At 70.5% G+C, this 19,910-nt stretch carries 16 protein-coding genes and 1 pseudogene; 12 read left to right on the plus strand and 5 right to left on the minus strand.

Features of this window, described 5'->3' with window-relative positions:
- Positions 1–42 precede the first annotated feature (42 nt).
- Complete coding sequence (locus ACNYS0_RS08485) at positions 43–1,515, minus strand: purine-cytosine permease family protein (RefSeq protein ID WP_422472039.1); 1,473 nt, start codon at positions 1,513–1,515, stop codon at positions 43–45.
- 71 nt (positions 1,516–1,586) lie between these two features.
- Here ACNYS0_RS08485 and ACNYS0_RS08490 point away from each other — a divergent pair, with 71 nt between their 5' ends.
- Positions 1,587–2,213, plus strand: a complete 627-nt coding sequence (locus ACNYS0_RS08490; RefSeq protein ID WP_422482521.1) for a TetR/AcrR family transcriptional regulator — start codon at positions 1,587–1,589, stop codon at positions 2,211–2,213.
- 222 nt (positions 2,214–2,435) lie between these two features.
- Entirely contained in the window at positions 2,436–4,061 is a 1,626-nt protein-coding gene (locus ACNYS0_RS08495) for an amidohydrolase (RefSeq protein ID WP_422472040.1), read from the plus strand.
- 25 nt (positions 4,062–4,086) lie between these two features.
- Here ACNYS0_RS08495 and ligD (ACNYS0_RS08500) read toward each other — a convergent pair.
- Together ligD (ACNYS0_RS08500) and ACNYS0_RS08505 are read right to left on the minus strand one after the other, a co-directional pair.
- Positions 4,087–4,227, minus strand: a pseudogene (ligD, locus tag ACNYS0_RS08500) (non-homologous end-joining DNA ligase LigD); the annotation flags it as partial.
- A gap of 180 nt (positions 4,228–4,407) precedes the next feature.
- Positions 4,408–5,355, minus strand: coding sequence for a multicopper oxidase domain-containing protein (locus tag ACNYS0_RS08505; RefSeq protein ID WP_422482523.1), 948 nt, complete (start codon positions 5,353–5,355; stop codon positions 4,408–4,410).
- 344 nt (positions 5,356–5,699) lie between these two features.
- Between ACNYS0_RS08505 and ACNYS0_RS08510 the strand changes: the two genes are divergently transcribed.
- Together ACNYS0_RS08510 and ACNYS0_RS08515 are read left to right on the plus strand one after the other, a co-directional pair.
- Positions 5,700–8,126 (plus strand): ThuA domain-containing protein, encoded by a 2,427-nt coding sequence (locus tag ACNYS0_RS08510; protein WP_422482524.1) that lies wholly within the window; start codon positions 5,700–5,702, stop codon positions 8,124–8,126.
- A 25-nt stretch (positions 8,127–8,151) separates the two neighbouring features.
- Positions 8,152–10,341: an OmpL47-type beta-barrel domain-containing protein gene (locus ACNYS0_RS08515; RefSeq protein WP_422472041.1), complete on the plus strand. Its 2,190-nt coding sequence runs from the start codon at positions 8,152–8,154 to the stop codon at positions 10,339–10,341.
- Between the two features lie 13 nt (positions 10,342–10,354).
- Here ACNYS0_RS08515 and ligD (ACNYS0_RS08520) read toward each other — a convergent pair whose 3' ends face one another.
- On the minus strand, positions 10,355–11,404 hold the full coding sequence (gene ligD, locus ACNYS0_RS08520) for a non-homologous end-joining DNA ligase (RefSeq protein WP_422472042.1): 1,050 nt from the start codon (positions 11,402–11,404) through the stop codon (positions 10,355–10,357).
- A gap of 73 nt (positions 11,405–11,477) precedes the next feature.
- On the opposite strand from ligD (ACNYS0_RS08520), the gene ACNYS0_RS08525 reads away from it, so the two are divergent.
- The gene (locus ACNYS0_RS08525; protein WP_422472043.1) at positions 11,478–12,542 is read left to right on the plus strand and encodes an ATP-dependent DNA ligase; all 1,065 of its coding nucleotides are present in this window, start codon (positions 11,478–11,480) and stop codon (positions 12,540–12,542) included.
- A gap of 50 nt (positions 12,543–12,592) precedes the next feature.
- Positions 12,593–13,489: a DUF3048 domain-containing protein gene (locus ACNYS0_RS08530; protein ID WP_422472044.1), complete on the plus strand. Its 897-nt coding sequence runs from the start codon at positions 12,593–12,595 to the stop codon at positions 13,487–13,489.
- A 165-nt stretch (positions 13,490–13,654) separates the two neighbouring features.
- Here ACNYS0_RS08530 and ACNYS0_RS08535 read toward each other — a convergent pair whose 3' ends face one another.
- Positions 13,655–14,119 carry a MarR family winged helix-turn-helix transcriptional regulator gene (locus tag ACNYS0_RS08535; protein ID WP_422472045.1) on the minus strand — a complete coding sequence of 155 codons (465 nt, stop codon included), beginning with the start codon at positions 14,117–14,119 and terminating at the stop codon, positions 13,655–13,657.
- Positions 14,120–14,321: 202 nt separating this feature from the next.
- On the opposite strand from ACNYS0_RS08535, the gene ACNYS0_RS08540 reads away from it, so the two are divergent.
- The 6 genes from ACNYS0_RS08540 to pcaB are packed head-to-tail and all read left to right on the plus strand — an operon-like array spanning position 14,322 to position 19,647.
- The gene (locus ACNYS0_RS08540) at positions 14,322–15,077 is read left to right on the plus strand and encodes a CoA transferase subunit A (protein ID WP_422472046.1); all 756 of its coding nucleotides are present in this window, start codon (positions 14,322–14,324) and stop codon (positions 15,075–15,077) included.
- A gap of 2 nt (positions 15,078–15,079) precedes the next feature.
- The gene (locus ACNYS0_RS08545) at positions 15,080–15,724 is read left to right on the plus strand and encodes a CoA transferase subunit B (protein WP_422472047.1); all 645 of its coding nucleotides are present in this window, start codon (positions 15,080–15,082) and stop codon (positions 15,722–15,724) included.
- Positions 15,721–16,935 carry a thiolase family protein gene (locus tag ACNYS0_RS08550; RefSeq protein WP_422472048.1) on the plus strand — a complete coding sequence of 405 codons (1,215 nt, stop codon included), beginning with the start codon at positions 15,721–15,723 and terminating at the stop codon, positions 16,933–16,935. Before ACNYS0_RS08545 ends, ACNYS0_RS08550 begins: the two co-directional genes overlap by 4 nt.
- Before the next feature lie 16 nt (positions 16,936–16,951).
- Entirely contained in the window at positions 16,952–17,725 is a 774-nt protein-coding gene (pcaH, locus tag ACNYS0_RS08555) for a protocatechuate 3,4-dioxygenase subunit beta (protein ID WP_422432915.1), read from the plus strand.
- A 6-nt stretch (positions 17,726–17,731) separates the two neighbouring features.
- Positions 17,732–18,334 carry a protocatechuate 3,4-dioxygenase subunit alpha gene (gene pcaG, locus ACNYS0_RS08560; RefSeq protein WP_422472049.1) on the plus strand — a complete coding sequence of 201 codons (603 nt, stop codon included), beginning with the start codon at positions 17,732–17,734 and terminating at the stop codon, positions 18,332–18,334.
- Complete coding sequence (gene pcaB / locus ACNYS0_RS08565; RefSeq protein ID WP_422472050.1) at positions 18,331–19,647, plus strand: 3-carboxy-cis,cis-muconate cycloisomerase; 1,317 nt, start codon at positions 18,331–18,333, stop codon at positions 19,645–19,647. The genes pcaG and pcaB overlap by 4 nt, the downstream gene beginning before the upstream one ends.
- Positions 19,648–19,910 lie beyond the last annotated feature (263 nt).

Below are 19,910 nucleotides of genomic sequence, written 5' to 3' on the forward strand. Positions count from 1 at the left end.
ACGCTGTCCAGAGCGGGTTGTGCGGGATGAGCGAGGATCGCGTCACGAGGCGGTCACGTTCCGCAGCGTGGCCGAGCGGCGCATCGTCAGCGCGTAGCAGAGGCAGGACACGACCATGCCGGCAGGCAGCGCGAGGTCCACGTGGCCGAGGGCGGCGGCGATCGGTCCGGTGAAGTAGAGGGTGTTCACGCAGAGCGCGGACGTCGCGGCACCGGCCAACAGGGCCAGTGCGCCACCCCAGTTGACACCTCCACGGAACCAGAACGGGCTGCCGGGCGACTCGTCGGCGAGCGCGGGCCCGTCGTAGCGGTTGCGGCGCAGCACGATGTCGGTCGCGTAGATCGCCATGCTCGGGCCGAGCAGCACGACGGTCAGCTGCATGACATTGCTGACGGTGTCGAGGAAGTTCGAGACGAGCAGCCCGTACAGGGTCAGCGCGACGGCGGCCGTACCGTCGAACAGGACGCTGACGGAGCGGCGGATGCGCAGTCCGACGGCCTGAAGGGCGAGGCCCGCGCTGTACGCGGTCAGGGCGTTGATGGCGATCGTGCCGAGGACCAGGGCGAGCAGGAAGGCCGGCGTGAACCAGCCGGGCAGGATCTTCTCCAGGGCCGCCTGCGGGTCGGTCATGTCGACGGTCGTGGCGGCGAGCACGCCCAGGGCCGAGACCGCCACGCCCGGCAGGAAGCCGCCGAGCGCGGTCCAGCCGACGATCGCCCGCTTCGGCGTCGTGCGGGGCAGGTAGCGGGAGAAGTCCGCGCTGGTGGTGTACGAGAGCGGGCCCGAGGCGATGAGGGTGACACCGGCGAGGACCGTCGCCCACAGGTCGATCCCGGTCAGGTGGTGCTCGGGCACGTAGCCGAAGTCGGCGTGCCGGACGACCACGACGGCCACGACGACGAAGGCCGCGGCGAGGACGAGGGTGATCGGCAGGTACAGCTTCATGATCAGGGCGTGGCCATAGACGCTGATGGTCAGCGTGAGCGCCGCGATGACCACGATGACGGCGGCCTTCACTCCCGTGTTCACCGGGATGCCGACCCTCGCGACCAGCGAGAACGCGGCGACGGCCGCGGCCGAGAGGTTCAGCGCGAAGTAGCAGACGGAGATCACCCAGCCGACGATCGCGTTGTTCACGCGGTTGCCGATGACGCCGTACATGGCGCGGGTGATGACCTCGCTGGGGGCGCCGGCCGCGGGCCCGGAGACGGAGAGCCACCCGGTGAGGACCCAGAACAGGTTGCCCACGAACAGCACCGCGAGGGCCTGCCACAGGTTCAGGCCCATCAGGACCAGGGCGCCGCCGACCACCAGGGCCAGATAGTTGATGCCGCCCGCGGCCCAGACCGAGAACAACTCGCGGGCCCTGCCGCGGCGTTCGGAGTCGGGGATGTGGTCGATGCCGTGGGCCTCGATCCGGGAGGCAGCGGCCTGCCCGTCGACGGGCGGCGTGTGCGCGGTGCCTGCTGCCGTGCCGCCCGTGTCTGGACAGGGGTCGGGAAGCGTGGACGCCATGGGGCCCTCCGGGGTGCTGGTCTCGTCCCACCTGCTTGCTTATTGGTCGCACACTCAATAACGTGACGGGCATGTCGTCAAGCGTTGAGCGCAAGCGAATCCGAAAATCTCCGGCCGCCAGACGGGCGGAAATCGTTGCGAAGGCCGCCGAGATTGCGCTTTCCGAAGGTCTGGAGTGCATCACGCTGCGGCGCATCGGCGAGGACCTGGAGGTGCGCCCGGGGCTCGTGAGCCACTACTTCCCCTCGGCGGAGGAGCTGGTGGCGGAGGCGTTCGGGAGCGCGGCCACGGGAGAGCTGGAGGCGCTGCTCCCCGAGGGCGGTGCGGATACGTCCGCCACGGAGCGGCTCGCCGGGTTCCTCGCGCGGACCTCCGGGCCCGCGTGGGACGACATCAGCCGGTTGTGGATCAACGCGCGGCATCTGAGCCGGTATCGGGTCTCGCTGCGCGAGCGCGTGGAGGCGCAGGAGGCGGACTGGCGGGGGCGCCTCACGGGGCTCCTCGCGGAGGGCGTGGCGCGGGGGGAGTTCCGGGCGGGTGATCCGGAGGTCGTGGCGATGCAGATTCTTGTGGTGCTGGATGGGCTCGGGGCGAATGCGGGCACTGACGTGGGGTCTTTGCCGGTCGGGGTGGGGCGGATGGCGTTTCGGGTTGCCGAGTGGGGGTTGGGCCTTCGTGAGGGGGCGCTGGATTCGTAGACCTGCGACGGCGTTACGGCCGCGGGGCTCTGCCCCGGACCCCGCTCCTCAATCGCCGGAGGGGCTTGATTTCACCGCACCGTGCATCGGCCACGGCGGATTGATTTGGCCGCGCCGTGCGTAGGCCGGGCAGCGCACGCGGGGCGTGGGGCTGCCGGACCGTGTCCCGGCGGCAGCCGGGACCGATGAACATGACTGAACCACCCTTAGGAGAACCGCACCATGCGCCACCCCGAGCTGATCCTTCTCGACGCCAGGTTCCTGGACCCGGTCGACGGCGGAGGGCGGACCCATACCGCGCTCGCCGCGACCGGTGGTGTCATCACCGCGCTCGGTGACGACCGGGAGGTACGGGCGCTCGCCGGTGCCGGGACCGTCGTCGTCGATCTCAAGGGGGCCGTCGTGACGCCCGGGCTCGTCGACGGGCACATGCATCCCGCGCACGGGGCCGAGCTCACGGCCGGCGTCGATCTGTCGCGGTGCGAGAGCCTTGACGACGTGCGTGTAGAGCTCGGGCGCGCCAGGGAGACCTTGGCCGACGGCGCGTGGCTGCACGCCTGGGGGCTCGATCCGAACGTGTTCGGGGAGCGGGCCGTGGAGGCGGCGGCGCTGGAGCCCGTGCTCGACGGCATTCCCGCGCTGCTCCAACTCTTCGACGCGCACTCGATGTTGGCGAGCCCCCGCGCCCTCGAACTCGCGGGGGTCGACGGGCCGCGCACCTTCGACCAGGCCGCCGAGATCGTCTGCGACGCCGACGGGCGGCCCACCGGGCTGCTTCTGGAGGACGCCGCCTGCGAACTCGTCGAGCGGGCCGCGCCGCGGCCCACCCGCGCCGAGCGCCGCGAGCGGCTCGCGCGGACGCTGCGGGAGATGGCCGCGAGCGGACTCACCGGCGGACACGCCATGGACGCAGGCGGCGACAGCCTTGAGCTGTACGAGGAGTTGGACGCGGCCGGAGAGCTGGCCGTGCGGCTGCGGGTCGCGCCCTGGTGCCAGCCGGGCGCGGACGCCGACACCGTGCACGAGCTCGTTCAACTCCAGGCGCGTGGCGGCGAGTTGTGGTCCGTCGACGGCGTGAAGCTGTTCATGGACGGCACCATCGACAACGGCACCGCGTGGCTGGAACGGCCCGACTGCCACGGCGAGTCGACGCACGCGTTCTGGCCGGACCCGGCCGCGTACACGGAGGCCATCGCCGCGCTGCACGGCGCGGGTGTGCCCACCGCGACGCACGCCATCGGGGACGCGGCGGTGCGGCACGCGCTCGACTCCGTGGCGAAGGCGCGGGCCGGTGCCCCCGGCGACGTACGGCACCGCGTCGAGCACATCGAGACGGTGCCGGACGACACGGTGCGGCGGTTCGCCGACCTTGGGGTGATCGCGTCGATGCAGCCCACGCACTGCTGCGACTTCACGCGGGCCGACCACACCGACAACTGGTCGCGGCGGCTCGGCGAGGAGCGGGCCGGCCGGGCCTGGCGCTGCCGGGACCTGTGGGACGCGGGAGCGACGGTCGTGCTCGGATCGGACTGGCCGATCGCGCCGTACCCGCCGCTGGACGTGATGGCCGGTGCGCGGCACCGTCGGCCGAGCCGGGATCTCGCGCTGCCGCCGCACGGGCCCGAGCAGGCCCTCACCGGCATGGAGGCGCTGCGGGCGATGACCGTGAACGCCGCGTACGCCGCCGGTGAGGAGCGCACCGCGGGGCGGATCGCGGTCGGGTTCCGGGCGGACCTCACGGCGTTCGCGGTGGATCCGGTCGCCACACCGGCGACCGAACTCCCCGACGTGCCCGTGTCGTTGACGGTACTCGGCGGTCGCGTGACGCACCGGTCGACGACTCCGTAGAGCGGTTCAACTGCCGTCGCCCTCCTCGTGCCGGGCGCGGCTCGGCGATGGTGCGGTGGCGGGCCGTCTGGTTGGAGTCGACGAAGATGCGCTCACCCCGTTCCGCCTTCCACCGGGCGGTCGTGACGAACTCCGGCATGCGGCGCTCCAGTTCGCGACCGCAGGCGAAAGGAACCGTTGGCGCGATCTGGAGCCCGCCGAGACCCGTACCGGAACAGCCGACCGTCCCCTAGGGTCCTTCTGGCGGATCCTGCTGGAGTCGCAGGCCCTGGCACGCACCGGACCCCACTCACCGGAACCGACCGGACACGGCCTCCCGCAGCCAGCCTGATCCGCCAAAAGGACCCTAGGCGTGATGCGGCGCCTCGTACGGCGGGATCGTCCCGTCCGCCTTCTTCACCAGGAACAGGCCCGCCATCCCCATGTCCGAGTGGCTCTGGACGTGGCAGTGGTACATCCACGCCCCGGCCCCGACCCCCTCCCCCGCGATGATCTGGAACCCGAACGAGTCGGCAGGGCCGCAGATCTTGTTGTCGAGGACCTGGGTCGGGTCGTCGGGACCCGTGAGCATGCCCGTGCGGTTGTCCGCCCAGCGGTGACCGTGCATGTGGAACGTGTGGTAGTACTCGCCGTGCGTGATCATCACGATCTCGACGCGATCGCCCACCGTGGCCTCGAAGTTGGGCGCTTCGTGGGCGGCCTTGTTGTTGATCGTCATGTCGTTGAAGACGATCGTGAACGTCTTGCCCGGGTCAGGCAGGATGTCGCCCTTGCGGCGCACGATCACCGGGCCGTACAGACCCTTTCTGATCCCGCCAGTGCCGTGGTCCGTGCCGACGACATGGTCGTGGTAGTGCCAGTAGCCCGCGGTTCCGGCCCGCCAGGTGCCGTCCTTCCTGCGGCCCGGGGCGTGCGTGCGCCAGGTGTAGGTGCGGGTGCCGCCGGGTTCGACGTGGCTGCGGTTCATCCGCGTGCCGTCGCTGGAGATCTCGTAGTCCATGCCGTGCACGTGCAGGCTCGCGTCGACGTCCGTGAGGTTGTGGAACTCGATGTGCAGCGTGTCGCCCTCGTTGAGTTCGACCAGAGGGCCGGGGATCGACGCCTTGCCCTTCTCGAAGCCGTAGCCGAGCTGTCCGTCCGCAAGCTTCTCCGCGTACATCGTGAGGCGTCTGACCTCGCCACCCGCGGGCGCGGTGCGCGGAGGGGTGTCCGCCCCGGCCGCCGGTCCCGCCGACGCCCCGATGGACAACGATGTCACCCCCGCCGTCGCGGCCACGGCGCCGCCGATCATCATGCGCCGGCTCAGGGCACGTCGGTCCTGTTCTGTCGCCTGCTTCGTCGCGTCGCGAGGTCTGTCGTGCTCGGTCACGGCCAACTCCCCACCCTCGTAAGGACTTTCACGTCGCGCGGGGCACCGTAATCTCATGATCTTCGTTTATCCACACTCAGGACAAAGTTTGCGTCATACCGGTCATAGCTCTTGGCGGACCACGAAAAGAGGTCTAGCTTCCACCGCGCCGTTGCTGTGTCCGACGAGGGGTGGGTGAACCCATGCGTCGATCGACGCATCAAAAGCCGTTGCCCGTACGAGAGTTCAGAGCCAGCCGAAGCAGACGCGCACGTGTCTGGGCGGTAGGGATCGCCGCGGGAACCGTGGCCGCCGGGCTGCTGGGAGGTCCTGTCGCCAGCGCGCGCCCGGCGCCCGAGCCGTCTCCGACAACGATGTCCATCAAGTCGCCGCCCGGCGGCGCGAACGTCCGCGTCCTGGTGTTCTACGGGTCCGCGGCCGGCGGCGACGAGTCGCCCACGGTCAACGCGGGCATCGAGGCGATCGAGAAGATCGGCCGGTCGGGGCCCGAGGACCAACAGTTCACGATCACGGCGACGGACGACGCCTCCGTGTTCACGAACGCCACCAAGCTGGGCAGGTTCAATTCGGTCGCCTTCCTGACCGGCGGGGGCGATGTCCTCGACCCCGACCAGGAGGCCGGCCTGGAGGCGTACATGGAAGCGGGCGGCGGCTTCGTCGGCATCCATGACGCGGCCCGCGCCGAGCCGTACTCGGACTGGTTCACCGGTCTGATCGGGGCCCGGCCCGCAACGAAGTCGCCAACGACCGCACAGCGCGCCACCGTTGAGGTCGGCGACCGGCAGAACCCGGCGACGAAGGGCCTGCCGGTGCAGTGGAAGCGGGCCGACCAGTGGCTGAACTGGGCGGCGAACCCGTCCGGCGACGTGCACACGGTCGCGCGGGTCAACGAGACCACGTACAAGCCGGGCGAGGGTGCCAACGGCGCCGACCATCCGGTGAGTTGGTGCCGTGACTACGACGGCGGCCGGTCCTTCTACACCGGCATGGGCGGCACGGCCTCCTCGTACGACGAGGTGGACTTCCGCGACCACCTGCGCGGGGCGCTGCTGTGGACGACGCGCATCGTGCGGGCCGACTGCAAGGCCGCGATCAACGCCAACTACAAGGCGGAGCGGCTGACCCAGGCCAATCAGCCGGGCCAGAACGACCAGATCGGCGAGCCGCACGGACTCGTCACCGCTCCCGACGGACGCGTGCTCTACATCGGACGCGGCGGCGCCGACTCCTCCCAGCCGGTGATCACCGACTGGAACAACCCCGACGTCGGCAAGGGCAAGGGCCAGATCCACGTCTACGACCCGAAGAGCAAGAAGGTCACTCTCGCGGGGGAGTTGAGCATCTTCGGCAACAAGGGCGGCGGGGACGAGCTGGTCAAGGTCGAGGAGGGGCTGCTCGGCATCGAGCTGGACCCGAAGTTCGAGCAGAACGGGTACGTGTATCTGCACTACACACCGCACTCGGGGCTCGACCGCGACAAGCAGCTGGCCGAGCGGCAGGTCTCTCGCTTCACACTCGACCTCACCACGAACAAGCTGGACCTGAGCAGCGAGAAGGTGCTGCTCAAGTGGCCTGTTCAGGTGCACAGCTGCTGCCACGCGGGTGGCGGGATGGCCTGGGACTCCAAGGGGAACCTGTACATCGCGACCGGTGACAACAACTCCTCGCAGTTCAGCGACGGCTACTCGGGCAACAACCCGCAGCCGAACTACAAGGGCGTCTCGTTCGCCGACGCGCGCCGCACCGCGGGCAACACGAACAACCTGAACGGCAAGATCCTGCGCATCCACCCGGAGGCCGACGGGACGTACACCCTGCCGGAGGGAAACCTCTTCACCGGCAAGGAGACGGCCGAAGGCGGCGGCAAGACGCGCGGCGAGATCTATGTGATGGGTGTCAGGAACCCGGCGCGCATCTCCGTCGACAAGAAGACCGACATCCTGTACGCGGGGTGGGTCGGCCCGGATGCCGGCGAGCCGTCGACGACGTGGGGGCCGGCCAAGTACGACCAGTTCGCCGTCATCACCAAGGCGAGCAACCGCGGCTGGCCGTACTGCATGGGCAATAAGCAGCCCTACCGCGACCGCAATCTGCCGGACCCGACGAAGCCGCTGGGCTGGTACGACTGCGACCACCCGAAGAACGAGTCGCCGAACAACGACGGCCTCGTCAACCTGCCGCCGGTCACCGGGAACAACATCTGGTACTCGCCGCAGGGCGGCGCCCCGGACTACCCGCGCGACACCAACGGCGTTCCCTCGTACAAGAAGGAGGAGGCGAAGTACCTGCTGCCGTGGCTGAAGGGCGGCGGCCAGGCCGCGATGGACGGTCCCGTCTACCGCTACGACGCGTCGATCCCGAACGCGGACAAGTGGCCGAGCTACTGGGACGGCAAGTGGTTCGTCGGTGACTTCTACGACGCCGACCAGCCGCGCAACGCGGTCCTCACCGACCCGAGGACGCACGGCGACGGATCGATCCCGGTCCACTCGGAGTCGCTGAAGAAGATCATTCCGATCGGCAACGACGGCATCAAGAACCTCATGGACTGGAAGTTCGGTCCCGACGGTGCGCTGTACGTCCTCGACTACGGGCGTGGCTTCTTCACCTCCGACTCCAAGTCGGCGCTGTGGAAGGTCACTTACACCGGCGGCGGGGCCACCCCGGCGGCCGGTCAGCTGGCCAGGAAGGGCTGACCCCATGCGTAGACGGAGAATTCCCATGCGTAGACGGAGAATGCTGACCGCGCTGCTCGCGGCCCTGCTGATGTGCCTCGGCCTGAGCGGTACCACGCCGGCGTACAGCCAGGCGGAGCCCGCCGCGGCCGAGCAGGTGCTGACCTGGACGGCCGGCGACGACATCACCAAGTACACGTCGGCGCCGCAGACGGCGGTCGCCGGCAAGGCGACGATCGTCTTCGAGAACAGCACGGCGACCGGCAACACCACGGGGATGCCGCACACGTTGACGTTCGACGTGTCGGATCCCGAGTACAACAACGACGTACCGCTGAACATCCTGGCCAACCCGAACGACGACCAGGGCGGCAAGCACACGGCCGAGGTCACCCTCTCCCCCGGCAAGTACCGCTATCACTGCACGATCCCCGGACACACCAGCATGACGGGGATCCTGGTGGTGACGGACGGCGGCGGTGACGACACGACCGCTCCGGAGACCTCGGCGAAGGCCGAGGGCCAGACCAACGCCGACGGCGCGTTCGTCGGGTCCGCGTCCGTCTCGGTCACCGCGACCGACGCGGGTTCGGGTGTCGACAGGATCGAGTACGCCCTCGACGGCGGCGCGTACACGCCGTACACGGCGCCGGTGGTCGTCGACCAGGTCGGCGCGCACACCCTGAAGTACAAGGCGACCGACAAGGCGGGCAACGCCGCCGCCGAGAAGTCCCTCGACTTCACGGTGGTCGCGCCGCCGACGGACGACAAGACGCCGCCGGAGACCTCGGCGACGGTGACCGGTGACAAGGACGGCACCGGCGCGTACGTCGGCATGGCCACGGTGACGATCTCCGCGTCGGACACCGGCTCCGGGGTCAACACCATCGAGTACGCGGTCGGCGCCGACGGCGCCTGGCAGCCGTACACCGCTCCGGTGATGGTCCACGACCCGGGCACCCACAAGGTGCGCTACCGGGCCGCGGACAAGGCGGGCAACACCGCCGCCGAGAAGTCCGTCGACTTCACGGTCGTGGCCCCGCCCGTGCAGGACACGACACCTCCGTCGGTGTCGCTGACGGTCGGCGGGGACAAGAATTCCGACGGCGCCTACATCAACAACGCGAAGCTGACGGTGACGGCGACCGACGACCTGTCGGGCGTCGACAAGGTCGAGTACTCGCTCGACGGAGGGCCCTATCTCGCGTACACCGCCCCCGTGGTGGTGGACCGGGTCGGCGCCCACTCAGTGGCGTACCGGGCGAGCGACAAGGCGGGCAACACCGCCGCGGCGCAGACGTTCGTGTTCGCGGTGGCCTCGGGCGGCGGCGTCCCGGCGCCCAACTGCCCGGAACTGGATGAGCGTTCCACCGTGTTCGTCGGGACGACGGACACGGGCGTCCCGAACCGGGTCACCAACAACCGTTGCCGGATCGGTGAGTTGATCGAGGACGAGAAGGAATGGACGTCGCACGCGCTGTTCGTGAAGCACGTGAAGACGGTCACCGACAAGCTCCTCAAGGAAGGCGTCGTCGACCAGCGCGAGTACAACAGGATCAACAAGGCGGCGCGGCAGTCCCCGATCGGCACGCCCGGCCAGACCGACGGCTACAAGAAGATCCTGGACGGCACGCAGGAGCAGTTCGCGAAGTGGGAGCAGGTCGGCGGCGGAAAGTTCGACCTGAACACCGACGGCTCGATCACCAGCCGTACGGATGTCGAGGGCATGGGCATGCTGTGGTTCCCGCAGCGCAAGTACGCCAACTACTCGCTGAAGCTCCAGTGGCGTGACGACGCGCCGGGCACGGGCAACGCCAACGGCGGTGTGTTCGTGCGCTTCCCGTGGGTGCACGACAACCCGGAGGAGCCGAACCCGGAGTGGGTCGCCATCAAGTTCGGGCACGAGATCCAGGTGCTCGACAAGCCCGATGGGGACATGTACAAGACCGGTTCGGTGTACGGCTTCGACCGGGTCGGCCTCGCGGGCGCGGGCGTCACTCAGAAGGGCACGTGGAACGACTACGAGATCAAGGTGGTGGACCAGCACTTCTCGATCTACCGCAACGGTGTGCTGATCAACGAGTTCGACAACACCGGTGGCCAGGTCTTCGAACCCCCGCGGGGCGACGACCCGGGCACGGACGGCCGGCGATACTCCGAGGGGTACGTCGGGCTCCAGGTGCACAGCACCTCGGACGTCATCTCGTACCGGGACATCCGCGTGAAGGAACTCTGAGCCTGCCTGTACGTCAGTGAGCCGAGCCGGGTCCGTCCTCGTGCCGGGCCCGGCTCGGCTGCACCCGCTTGGGCTCTCCCGGCATCTTCGGGTACTCGGGCGGGTACGGCAGGTCGCCCAGGCCCCGGTCCTTCGCGTCGCGGTCGGCCAGCTCCAGGAGGGCGTCCAGGGAGAACCTCTCCTTGTCCATGTCGGCGTGCACGTCACCGAGTTCGGCGTACCGCTTCGGCATGGTGACGATGTCGAAGTCGCGGGGCAGCGCGTCGCCCACCTCGTCCCAGCCGAGCGGAGCGGAGACGGGGGCGCCGGGCCGGGCGCGCACGGAGTACGCGGAGGCGATGGTGCGGTCGCGGGCCGTCTGGTTGAAGTCGACGAAGATGCGCTCGCCCCGTTCCTCCTTCCACCAGGCGGTCGTGACGAACTCCGGCATGCGGCGCTCCAGTTCGCGGCCGCAGGCGATGGCGGCGCGGCGCACCTCGGTGAACGTCCAGCGCGGCTCGATGGGCACGAAGACGTGCAGTCCGCGTCCGCCGGAGGTCTTGGGCCAGCCGCGCAGGCCGCCGAAGTCGTGCAGTACGTAGCGGAGTTCGTTGGCCGCGCGCACGGCGTCGGCGTAGTCCGTGCCCGGCTGCGGGTCGAGGTCGATGCGCAGCTCGTCGGGGTGGTCCGGGTCGTCGCGCCGCACCGGCCAGGGGTGGAAGGTGAGGGTGCCGTACTGGGCGGCCCAGATCACCGCGGCGACCTCGGTGGGGCACATCTCGTCGGCCGTCCGGCCCGAGGGGAAGGTGATCGTCGCCGTGGGGATCCACTCGGGCAGGTTCTTCGGCGCGCGCTTTTGGTAGAAGGACTCGCCGGTCACACCCTCGGGGTAGCGCTCCAGGGTGGTGGGCCGGTCGCGCAGGGCGCGCAGGATGCCGCCGCCGACCGCGAGGAAGTAGTTCGCGAGGTCGAGCTTGGTGTACGTCGCCTTCCCGCCGTCGGGGAAGAACACCTTGTCGGGGCTGGACAGACGCACCGTCCGCCCGCCCGCTTCCAGTTCCACTGCCGCACCCTTGCCGCCCATGCGCTCACGCTAGGCCGAAAGGACGTAAACCGCATACCGGGCGATACGTCACCGTAGAGGTCAGAATCGGATCATGGATCTCCCCGTGATGCCGCCGGTGAAGCCGATGCTCGCCAAGTCCGCCGCCAAGATCCCCGCCGGGATGCACTACGAGGCGAAATGGGACGGCTTCCGGGCGATCGTGTTCCGCGACGGTCCGGAGATCGAGCTCACGAGCCGCACCACCAAGTCGTTGACCAGGTACTTTCCCGAGCTGGTCGCGGCGCTCGCCGAGCGGCTCCCGGAGCGCTGCGTGCTCGACGGGGAGATCGTGATCGCGCGCGACGGGCGGCTCGACTTCGACGCGCTCACCGAGCGGATCCACCCGGCGGCCTCCCGCGTGAAGACCCTCGCCGAGCGCACGCCCGCCTCCTTCGTGGCCTTCGACGTCCTGGCGCTCGGCTCCGAGTCCACGGTCGAGCTGCCGCTGGCCGACCGCCGGCCGCTCCTGGAACAGGCCCTCGCGAACGCCTCCGCCCCGCTGCACCTGGCCCCGGCCACCACCGACCAGGACCTCGCCCAGGTCTGGTTCGAGCAGTACGAAGGCGCGGGTCTGGACGGCGTCGTCGCCAAGCCGCTCACCCTGCGCTACCGGCAGGACGAACGCGTCATGCTCAAGATCAAGCACGAGCGGACGGCGGACTGCGTGGTCGCCGGCTACCGCTTCCACAAGAGCGGCCCGGTCGTCGGCTCCCTGCTCCTCGGCCTGTACGACGACGAGGGCGCTCTCCAGCACGTCGGGGTCTGCGCGGCCTTCACGATGAAGCGCCGCACGGAACTGGTGGCCGAGCTGGAACCACTGCGCATGGAGCTGCCCGCCGAGGGCCACCCGTGGGCGGCCTGGACCGACGAGGCGGCCCACGAGAGCCGGCGGATGCCGGGCGCGACCAGCCGCTGGACCGGGAAGAAGGACCTCTCCTGGATCCCGCTGCGCCCCGACCTGGTGGCCGAGGTGGCCTACGAGCACATGGAGAACGGCGCGCGCTTCCGCCACACGGCCCGTTTCCGCCGCTGGCGCCCGGACCGGACGCCTGACAGCTGTACGTACGCGCAGCTGGAGGAACCGGTGAAGTTCGACCTGGCGGATGTGCTGCGCTGAGCGCGGGGTGAACGGCGTGCGCCCGTGGGTAGTCAAGGTGCGTGGACGATATGCGCAGGCGCACGGTCGTGGTCGGGGCTCTCGGGGTGTTCGCCTCGGCGTGCACGGCGAGTCGGCTGCCCGGGGGCGGAAGTTCGGCGTCGGCGCGCGCGCCGCTGCTCGCCGTGAAGATCGACAACGTGGGGGCGGCGCGGCCCCAGACGGGGCTCGACGAGGCCGACCTCGTGTACGTGGAACAGGTCGAGGCCGGGCTGAGCCGGCTGATGGCGGTGTTCGGCTCGCGGCTGCCCGCGGTGGTCGGCCCCGTGCGCAGCGCCCGCGAGACCGACCTCGAACTGCTCCGCCAGTTCGACCGTCCGACTCTCGCGTACTCGGGGGCGCAGAGCGCGCTGCGGCCCGTCATCGACGCGGCACCGCTGCGGGCGGTGCCGCCGGGCAAGGGCGGCGCCGCGTTCTTCCGCGGGTCGGACAAGCCCGCGCCGCACAACCTGTATCTGCGACCCGCGAAACTGGGCGACCCGGCGGCGGGAGTGCCGGCGGGTGAGGCGGCCGGTTTCGAGTTCGCCGAACGCGCCCCCAAGGGCGGACGCCCCGCGACGGAGCACACGGTGCGCTTCCCCGCCGCGCGCTTCACCTTCACCTGGTCGGCCACGGACGACCGCTGGCTCGTGACCATGGACGGCCGCGCCGCGACGACCGCCTCCGGCAAACGGCTCTCCGCCCCGACGGTCGTCGTCCAGTACGTCGACGTCCAGCCGTCCCGTTTCCACGACCGCTCGGGCAGCACGACGCCGCTGTCGCGGACGGTCGGGGGCGGGCGGGCGGTCGTCCTCCGGGACGGCCGCTCCTACGACGCGACATGGCGCCGCCCGACCCCCACGGACGGCACGACCTTCAGCGTCCCGTTCGCCCCGGGCCCCGTGTGGGTGGTCCTGGCCGAACGCTAGACCCCACCCGTGGTTACGGTCACGGGGCTCCGCCCCGGACCCCGCGCCTCAATCGCCGGCGGGGCTTGATTTGCGAGACTTTCGCTGCCCGGGGGTCGGTATTTCAAGCCCCTGCGGCGATTGAGCAGCGGGGTCCGGGGCGGAGCCCCGAGAGCGCAACCACGGTCACACCTCCGCCGCAACCACCTCACCCGGCCGCCGAAGGCTCTCCGCCTCGGCGCACACCCGCTGGATCAGGTCGAAGAACACCGCCCGCTCGTCGCCGTCGAGCGGCGCCAAAAAGATCTGGTTCATCCGCGCCGTGCGCACCGCCAGCTTCTTGTGCGTGCGCAGCCCCCCGGGCGTGAGGCGGAGCAACCAGCGGCGCCCGTCCTGCGGGTCCCGCACCTTGTCGACCAGCTCGCGCCGCGTGAGCCGGGTGATCACCTCGGCGATCGTGGACCGGTCGAGCCCGACCCGCTCCCCCACGGTCCGCTGATCGAGCCCCGGCTCGGCCACCAGCGCGTTGAGGACCGCGAACTGCGGCGACGTGATCTCCTCGGAGACCATCGTGTTCCACAGCAGATAGTGCGCCTGCTGGAGCCGCCGGGCGAGGTGCCCGGGATGGGTGGTCAGATCCACCGCGGCCATGGCGGTCCTCCGTTTGCAGTCGTTGCGCCGCTGAACACGGCCGTGCACTGAGCAAGGATCCGGCAACCCATGTCCGCTTGTCGAGTCCATAACCGTATTTCCCTGGGAACTATTGACGGTTCACACACCCAATGGCAACGTGAGCGACACCCAGAAATTACTCAGTGCGCTGAGCACTTCGCGGAGATGAGGGCTGGCAGGGATGGACAAGGTTGTCGCCACGGCCGCACAGGCCGTCGCCGACGTGGGCGACGGTGCGTCGCTCGCGGTCGGCGGGTTCGGCTTGAGCGGCGTACCGAACGTGTTGATCAAGGCGCTGTACGAGCAGGGCACGGGGAACCTGTCGGTGGTGTCGAACAACTGCGGCGCCATGGACTCCGGCCTCGCCGTCCTGCTGACCGCGGGGCGCATCGCCCGCGTCACGGGCTCGTACATCGGCGCGAACAAGGAGTTCGCCCGGCAGTACCTGGCCGGTGAGATCGAGGTCGAGATGATCCCGCAGGGCACGCTCGCCGAGCGGCTGCGCTCGGGCGGCGCGGGCATCCCCGCCTTCTACACCCCCGCCGGCGTCGGCACCCAGGTCGCCGACGGCGGACTCCCCTGGCGCTACGACGGCAACGGCGGGGTCGCCAAGGCCTCGCCACCCAAGGAGGTCCGCGAGTTCGACGGCGTCGAGTACGTCCTGGAGCGCGGCATCCGCACCGACTTCGCCCTCGTCCGCGCCGCCAAGGGCGACCGGCACGGCAACCTGGTCTTCAACAAGTCCACGCGGAACTTCAACCCCCTCGCCGCGCAGGCCGGACGGATCACCATCGCCGAGGTGGAGGAGCTGGTGGAGCCGGGCGAGATCGAGCCGGACGCCGTGCACCTGCCGGGCATCTTCGTGCAGCGCGTCATTGCCCTGACGCCGGAGCAGGCCGTCGACAAGGGCATCGAGAAGCGGACGGTGAGTGAGTAACCATGTCCTGGACCCGTGAGGAAATGGCCGCCCGCGCCGCCCGCGAGCTGCGCGACGGCCAGTACGTGAACCTCGGCATCGGCCTGCCGACGCTGATCCCCAACTACCTCGGCGGCGACGTGGAGGTGATCCTGGAGTCGGAGAACGGCATCCTGGGCACCGGCCCGTACCCCACCGACGACGCCGTCGACCCCGACCTGATCAACGCGGGCAAGGAGACGGTCACCGTCCTGCCCGGCGCCTCGTTCTTCGACTCCGCGCTCTCCTTCGGGATGATCCGCGGCGGCCACATCGACGTCGCCGTGCTCGGCGCCATGCAGGTGTCCGCGAACGGCGACCTCGCCAACTGGGCCGTGCCCGGCAAGATGATCACCGGTATCGGCGGCGCGATGGACCTCGTGCACGGCGCCCGTACCGTCCTGGTCACCATGACGCACACCGCGAAGGACGGCTCCCCGAAGATCGTCGAGGAGTGCTCGCTGCCGTTGACGGGGAAGGGCTGCGTCGACCGGATCATCACCGACCTCGCCGTGCTCGACGTGACCGAGGACGGCCTTGAGCTCGTCGAGCTCGCGCCCGGCGTCAGCGCCGAGGAAGTCGTCGAGAAGACCGCCGCGAAGGTACGCATCCCGGAGGCAGCCAAGTGAGCCGCAACGTCAAGGACGTCTACATCGTCGACGCCGTACGCAGCCCCATCGGCCGCTACAACGGCGCCCTCACGGCCGTCCGCCCGGACGACCTCGCCGCGCACGCGATCCGCGAACTGGTCGCCCGTACACCCCAGTTGGACCCCTCCCGGATCGAGGACGTGTACTTCGGCAACGCCAACGGCGCGGGCGAGGAGAACCGCAACGTGGCCCGTATGGCGGGGCTGCTCGCCGGGCTGCCCACCTCCGTGCCGGGTGTCACCGTGAACCGGCTGTGCGCCTCCGGCCTGGAGGCCGTGATCCAGGCGGCCCGCGCCATCGCCGTCGGCGACGCGTCCATCGCCGTGGCCGGCGGCGTCGAGTCGATGACCCGCGCGCCCTACGTGCTGCCGAAGAACGACAAGCCGTTCCCGGCCACCAACACCACGATGTACTCCACCACGCTGGGCTGGCGCATGGTCAACCCGAAGATGGAGCCGCAGTGGACGGTGTCGCTGGGCGAGTCGGCCGAGCTGATCGCCGACAAGCACGGCATCACGCGCGAGCAGCAGGACGAGTTCGCGCTCGCCAGCCACCAGAAGGCGGCCGCCGCGCAGAAGAACGGCCTGTTCGACGCCGAGCTCGCGCCGGTCACCGTCCCACAGCGCAAGGGCGACCCGAACGTCGTCGCCGCGGACGAGTCCGTGCGCGCGACGACCACCCTCGAAGCGATGGCGAAGCTCAAGCCGTCGTTCCGCACGGACGGGGGCACGGTCACGGCGGGCAACGCCTCGCCGCTGAACGACGGCGCCGCCGCGCTGCTCCTCGTCGACGAGGAGGGCCTGAAGGCCACCGGCCGCGAGCCGCTCGCCCGGATCTCCGCGACCGGCGTCTCCGCGATCGACCCGCACTACTTCGGGCTCGCCCCCGTCGAGGCCACCAACCGGGCGCTCGCCAAGGCGGGCAAGGGATTTGACGATCTGTCGACCCTGGAGCTGAACGAGGCGTTCGCCGCGCAGGTCCTCGGCTGCGTCGCCGAGTGGCCCGAGTTCGACCCGGCGGTCCTCAACCCGCAGGGCGGCGCCATCGCGCTCGGCCACCCGCTCGGCGCGTCCGGCGCCCGGCTCGCCGGCACCGTCGCCCACCAGCTCGCCCGCAAGGGCTCCGGCGTCGGCGTCGCCACGCTCTGCATCGGCGTGGGCCAGGGCCTCGCCCTCGTCCTGGAACGTTAGGAAGGACCCGCCCCTCATGGCTCTCACCCAGCACGACATCGACGCGGAGATCGCCGCCAAGCGCGAGGCCTACTACAAGGGCCTCGCCGAGGGCGCGCCGGTCGAGCACCACCCGCGTCGCGACTACGCCCCGTACCGCTCCTCCACTTTCCGGCACCCCAAGCAGCCACCGATCAACATCGACGTCGCCAAGGACCCGGAGCTGATCGAGCTGACCGCTCCCGCGTTCGGCGAGCGCGACATCACGAAGATCGACAACGATCTGACGATCCAGCACCCGGGCAAGCCCATCGGCGAGCGCATCACCGTCGAGGGCCGGCTCGTCGACCGCGACGGGCGGCCGCTGCGCGGTCAGCTGATCGAGCTGTGGCAGGCCAACTCGGCGGGACGCTACGCGCACAAGATCGAGGTGCACGACGCTCCGCTCGACCCGAACTTCACGGGCGTCGGCCGCACGCTGTCCGACGACGACGGCTGGTACAAGTTCACGACCATCCAGCCGGGCCCGTACCCCTGGGCGCAGCACACCAACGCCTGGCGCCCCGCGCACATCCACTTCTCCGTCTTCGGCTCCGCGTTCACCCAGCGCCTGGTGACGCAGATGTACTTCCCGAACGACCCGCTGTTCCCGTACGACCCGATCCTCCAGTCGGTGACCGACGACGCGGCGCGGCAGCGCCTGGTCGCCACGTACGTGCACGAGAAGTCGGTTCCGGAGTTCTCGATGGGCTACCAGTGGGACATCGTCCTCGACGGCCCGAACGCCACCTGGATGGAAGAAGGGCGCTGACCAGCCATGACGAAGATCGACATCAGCAATCCCGAGACCGTGCGGCCGACGCCTTCGCACACGGTCGGCCCCTGGTACGGCTACGCGCTGCCCTTCGAGGGCGGCGGTGACATCGCACCGGTCGGCCACCCGGACACGGTCGCCGTGCACGGCTACATCTACGACGGCAACGGCGACGCCGTCCCCGACGCGTTCATCGAGGTCTGGGGCGCGGACCCCGAGGGCAACGCCTCGACCGTCGACGGCTCGATGCGCCGCCAGCCGTTCACCGGCGGCTATCTGGGCCGCAACGGCGTGGAGTTCACCGGCTGGGGCCGCATCGAGACGGACGCCAACGGCCACTGGGCCGTACGCACGCTGCGCCCCGGCGCGCGGGGCGACTCGGCGCCGTACCTCGCCGTGGTGATCTTCTCGCGCGGCCTGCTGCACCACCTCTACACGCGGATCTACTTCGCCGGCGACGAGGCCCTGGCCTCCGACCCGGTACTGAACCAGGTCGACGCCGAGCGGCGCGACACGCTGATCGCGCAGCGGCAGGCCGATGGCACGTACCGTTTCGACATCCGCCTTCAGGGCGAGGGCGAGACGGTCTTCCTGGAGTTCACGTGACGTTGTTCGACCCCGGCAGCGAGGGCGCGCCCACCGAGCGCACCACGTCCGAAGAGGCCTTCCTTCAGGCCCTGTTGGACGCGGAGGCGGGCCTCACACGGGCCCAGTGCGCGCTCGGCCTGGCGCCCGTCGGCGCCGGTGATGCCGTTACGGCGGCGGCCGTGGCCGACCGCTTCGACGTGGCGGACCTCGCGCGTCGCGCACGCGGCGGCGGCAACCCGGTGATCCCGCTGGTCGCGGATCTCACGGCGGCGGTGCCGAGCGAGTACGGCCCGTACGTGCACCGGGGCGCGACGAGCCAGGACATCCTGGACTCGGCGCTGATGCTGATGGCGGCGCGCACGGTGGACGTCCTCCTCGACGAACTCTCCAGCGTGGAGGGCGGGTTGGCGGGCCTCGCGCGGGAGCACCGGGACACGGTCATGCCGGGCCGTACGCTCACGCAGCACGCCGTGCCGACGACGTTCGGGCTCAAGGCGGCGGGGTGGCGCTCGCTGGTGCTGGACGCGCGGGACCGGCTGCGGGGTGTGCGCGCGGCGCTTCCCGCTCAACTGGGTGGCGCGGCAGGTACGTTGGCGGCTTTCGAGGCGTACGGGGCCGAGGACCCGCTCGCTCTCGTGGCCGCGTATGCGCGTGAAATCGGTCTGGCGGAAACGGAGTTGCCGTGGCACGTGCTGCGTACGCCGGTGGCGGATCTGGCGGGGGCGCTGGCCTTCACGGCGGGTGCGCTCGGCAAGATCGCGGCGGATGTGCTGGTCCTGTCCCGTACGGAGGTCGGTGAGCTGGCCGAGGGGGCGGGGGGCGGTTCCTCCGCGATGCCGCACAAGGCCAACCCCGTCCGTTCCACACTCGTCGCCGCGGCGGCACGGCGCGCCCCCGCGCTCGCCGCGACGCTCTACGCCTCGCTGCCCGCGGAGGACGAGCGCCCCGCGGGTGCGTGGCACGCCGAATGGGGCGCGCTGCGGGAGCTGTTGCGGGCGGTCGGCGGGGCGGCCCGGGACACGGCCGAACTGGTCGACGGGCTTGTGGTGCGCGCGGACGTGATGCACGCGCATCTGTCGACGACCGGTGGCGCGATCGTCTCGGAGCGGCTCTCGGCGGAGCTGGCCGGGGTGCTCGGGCGTGGTGCGGCGAAGGAGCTTCTCGCGGGCGCGGCGCGGCGGGCCCGGGAGGAAGGCCGTCCCCTGGCCGACGTCCTGGCGGGCGAGCCGCTGCTCAAGGACGCCGACGTGAACGTGGCCGAACTGACCGACCCGTCGCGGTACACCGGGACGGCGGGGCCGCTGGTGGATCGGGCGCTGACGCGCCGGTGACATGTCCCCCACCCCTTTCCGGAATCCCTGCGGGCGCATGGCAGGGGCAGGGGGATGGGTGGGTCGGAGCGACCTGATGACCCGCCACCCCGTGGTTGCGCTCGCGCAGTTCCCCGCGCCCCTGGGCCGACCACTCCCGACGACGACGCCGACCCCGCTTTCCCAGGGGCGCGGGGAACTGCGCGCCCAGCCACGCACCACCCGAACCCGACGACGACCGAACCCCGCCAGCCCAAGTCGACCCACGACCCACCGGGAGCCCA

Source organism: Streptomyces anthophorae (assembly GCF_049310305.1).
Lineage (GTDB): Bacteria > Actinomycetota > Actinomycetes > Streptomycetales > Streptomycetaceae > Streptomyces.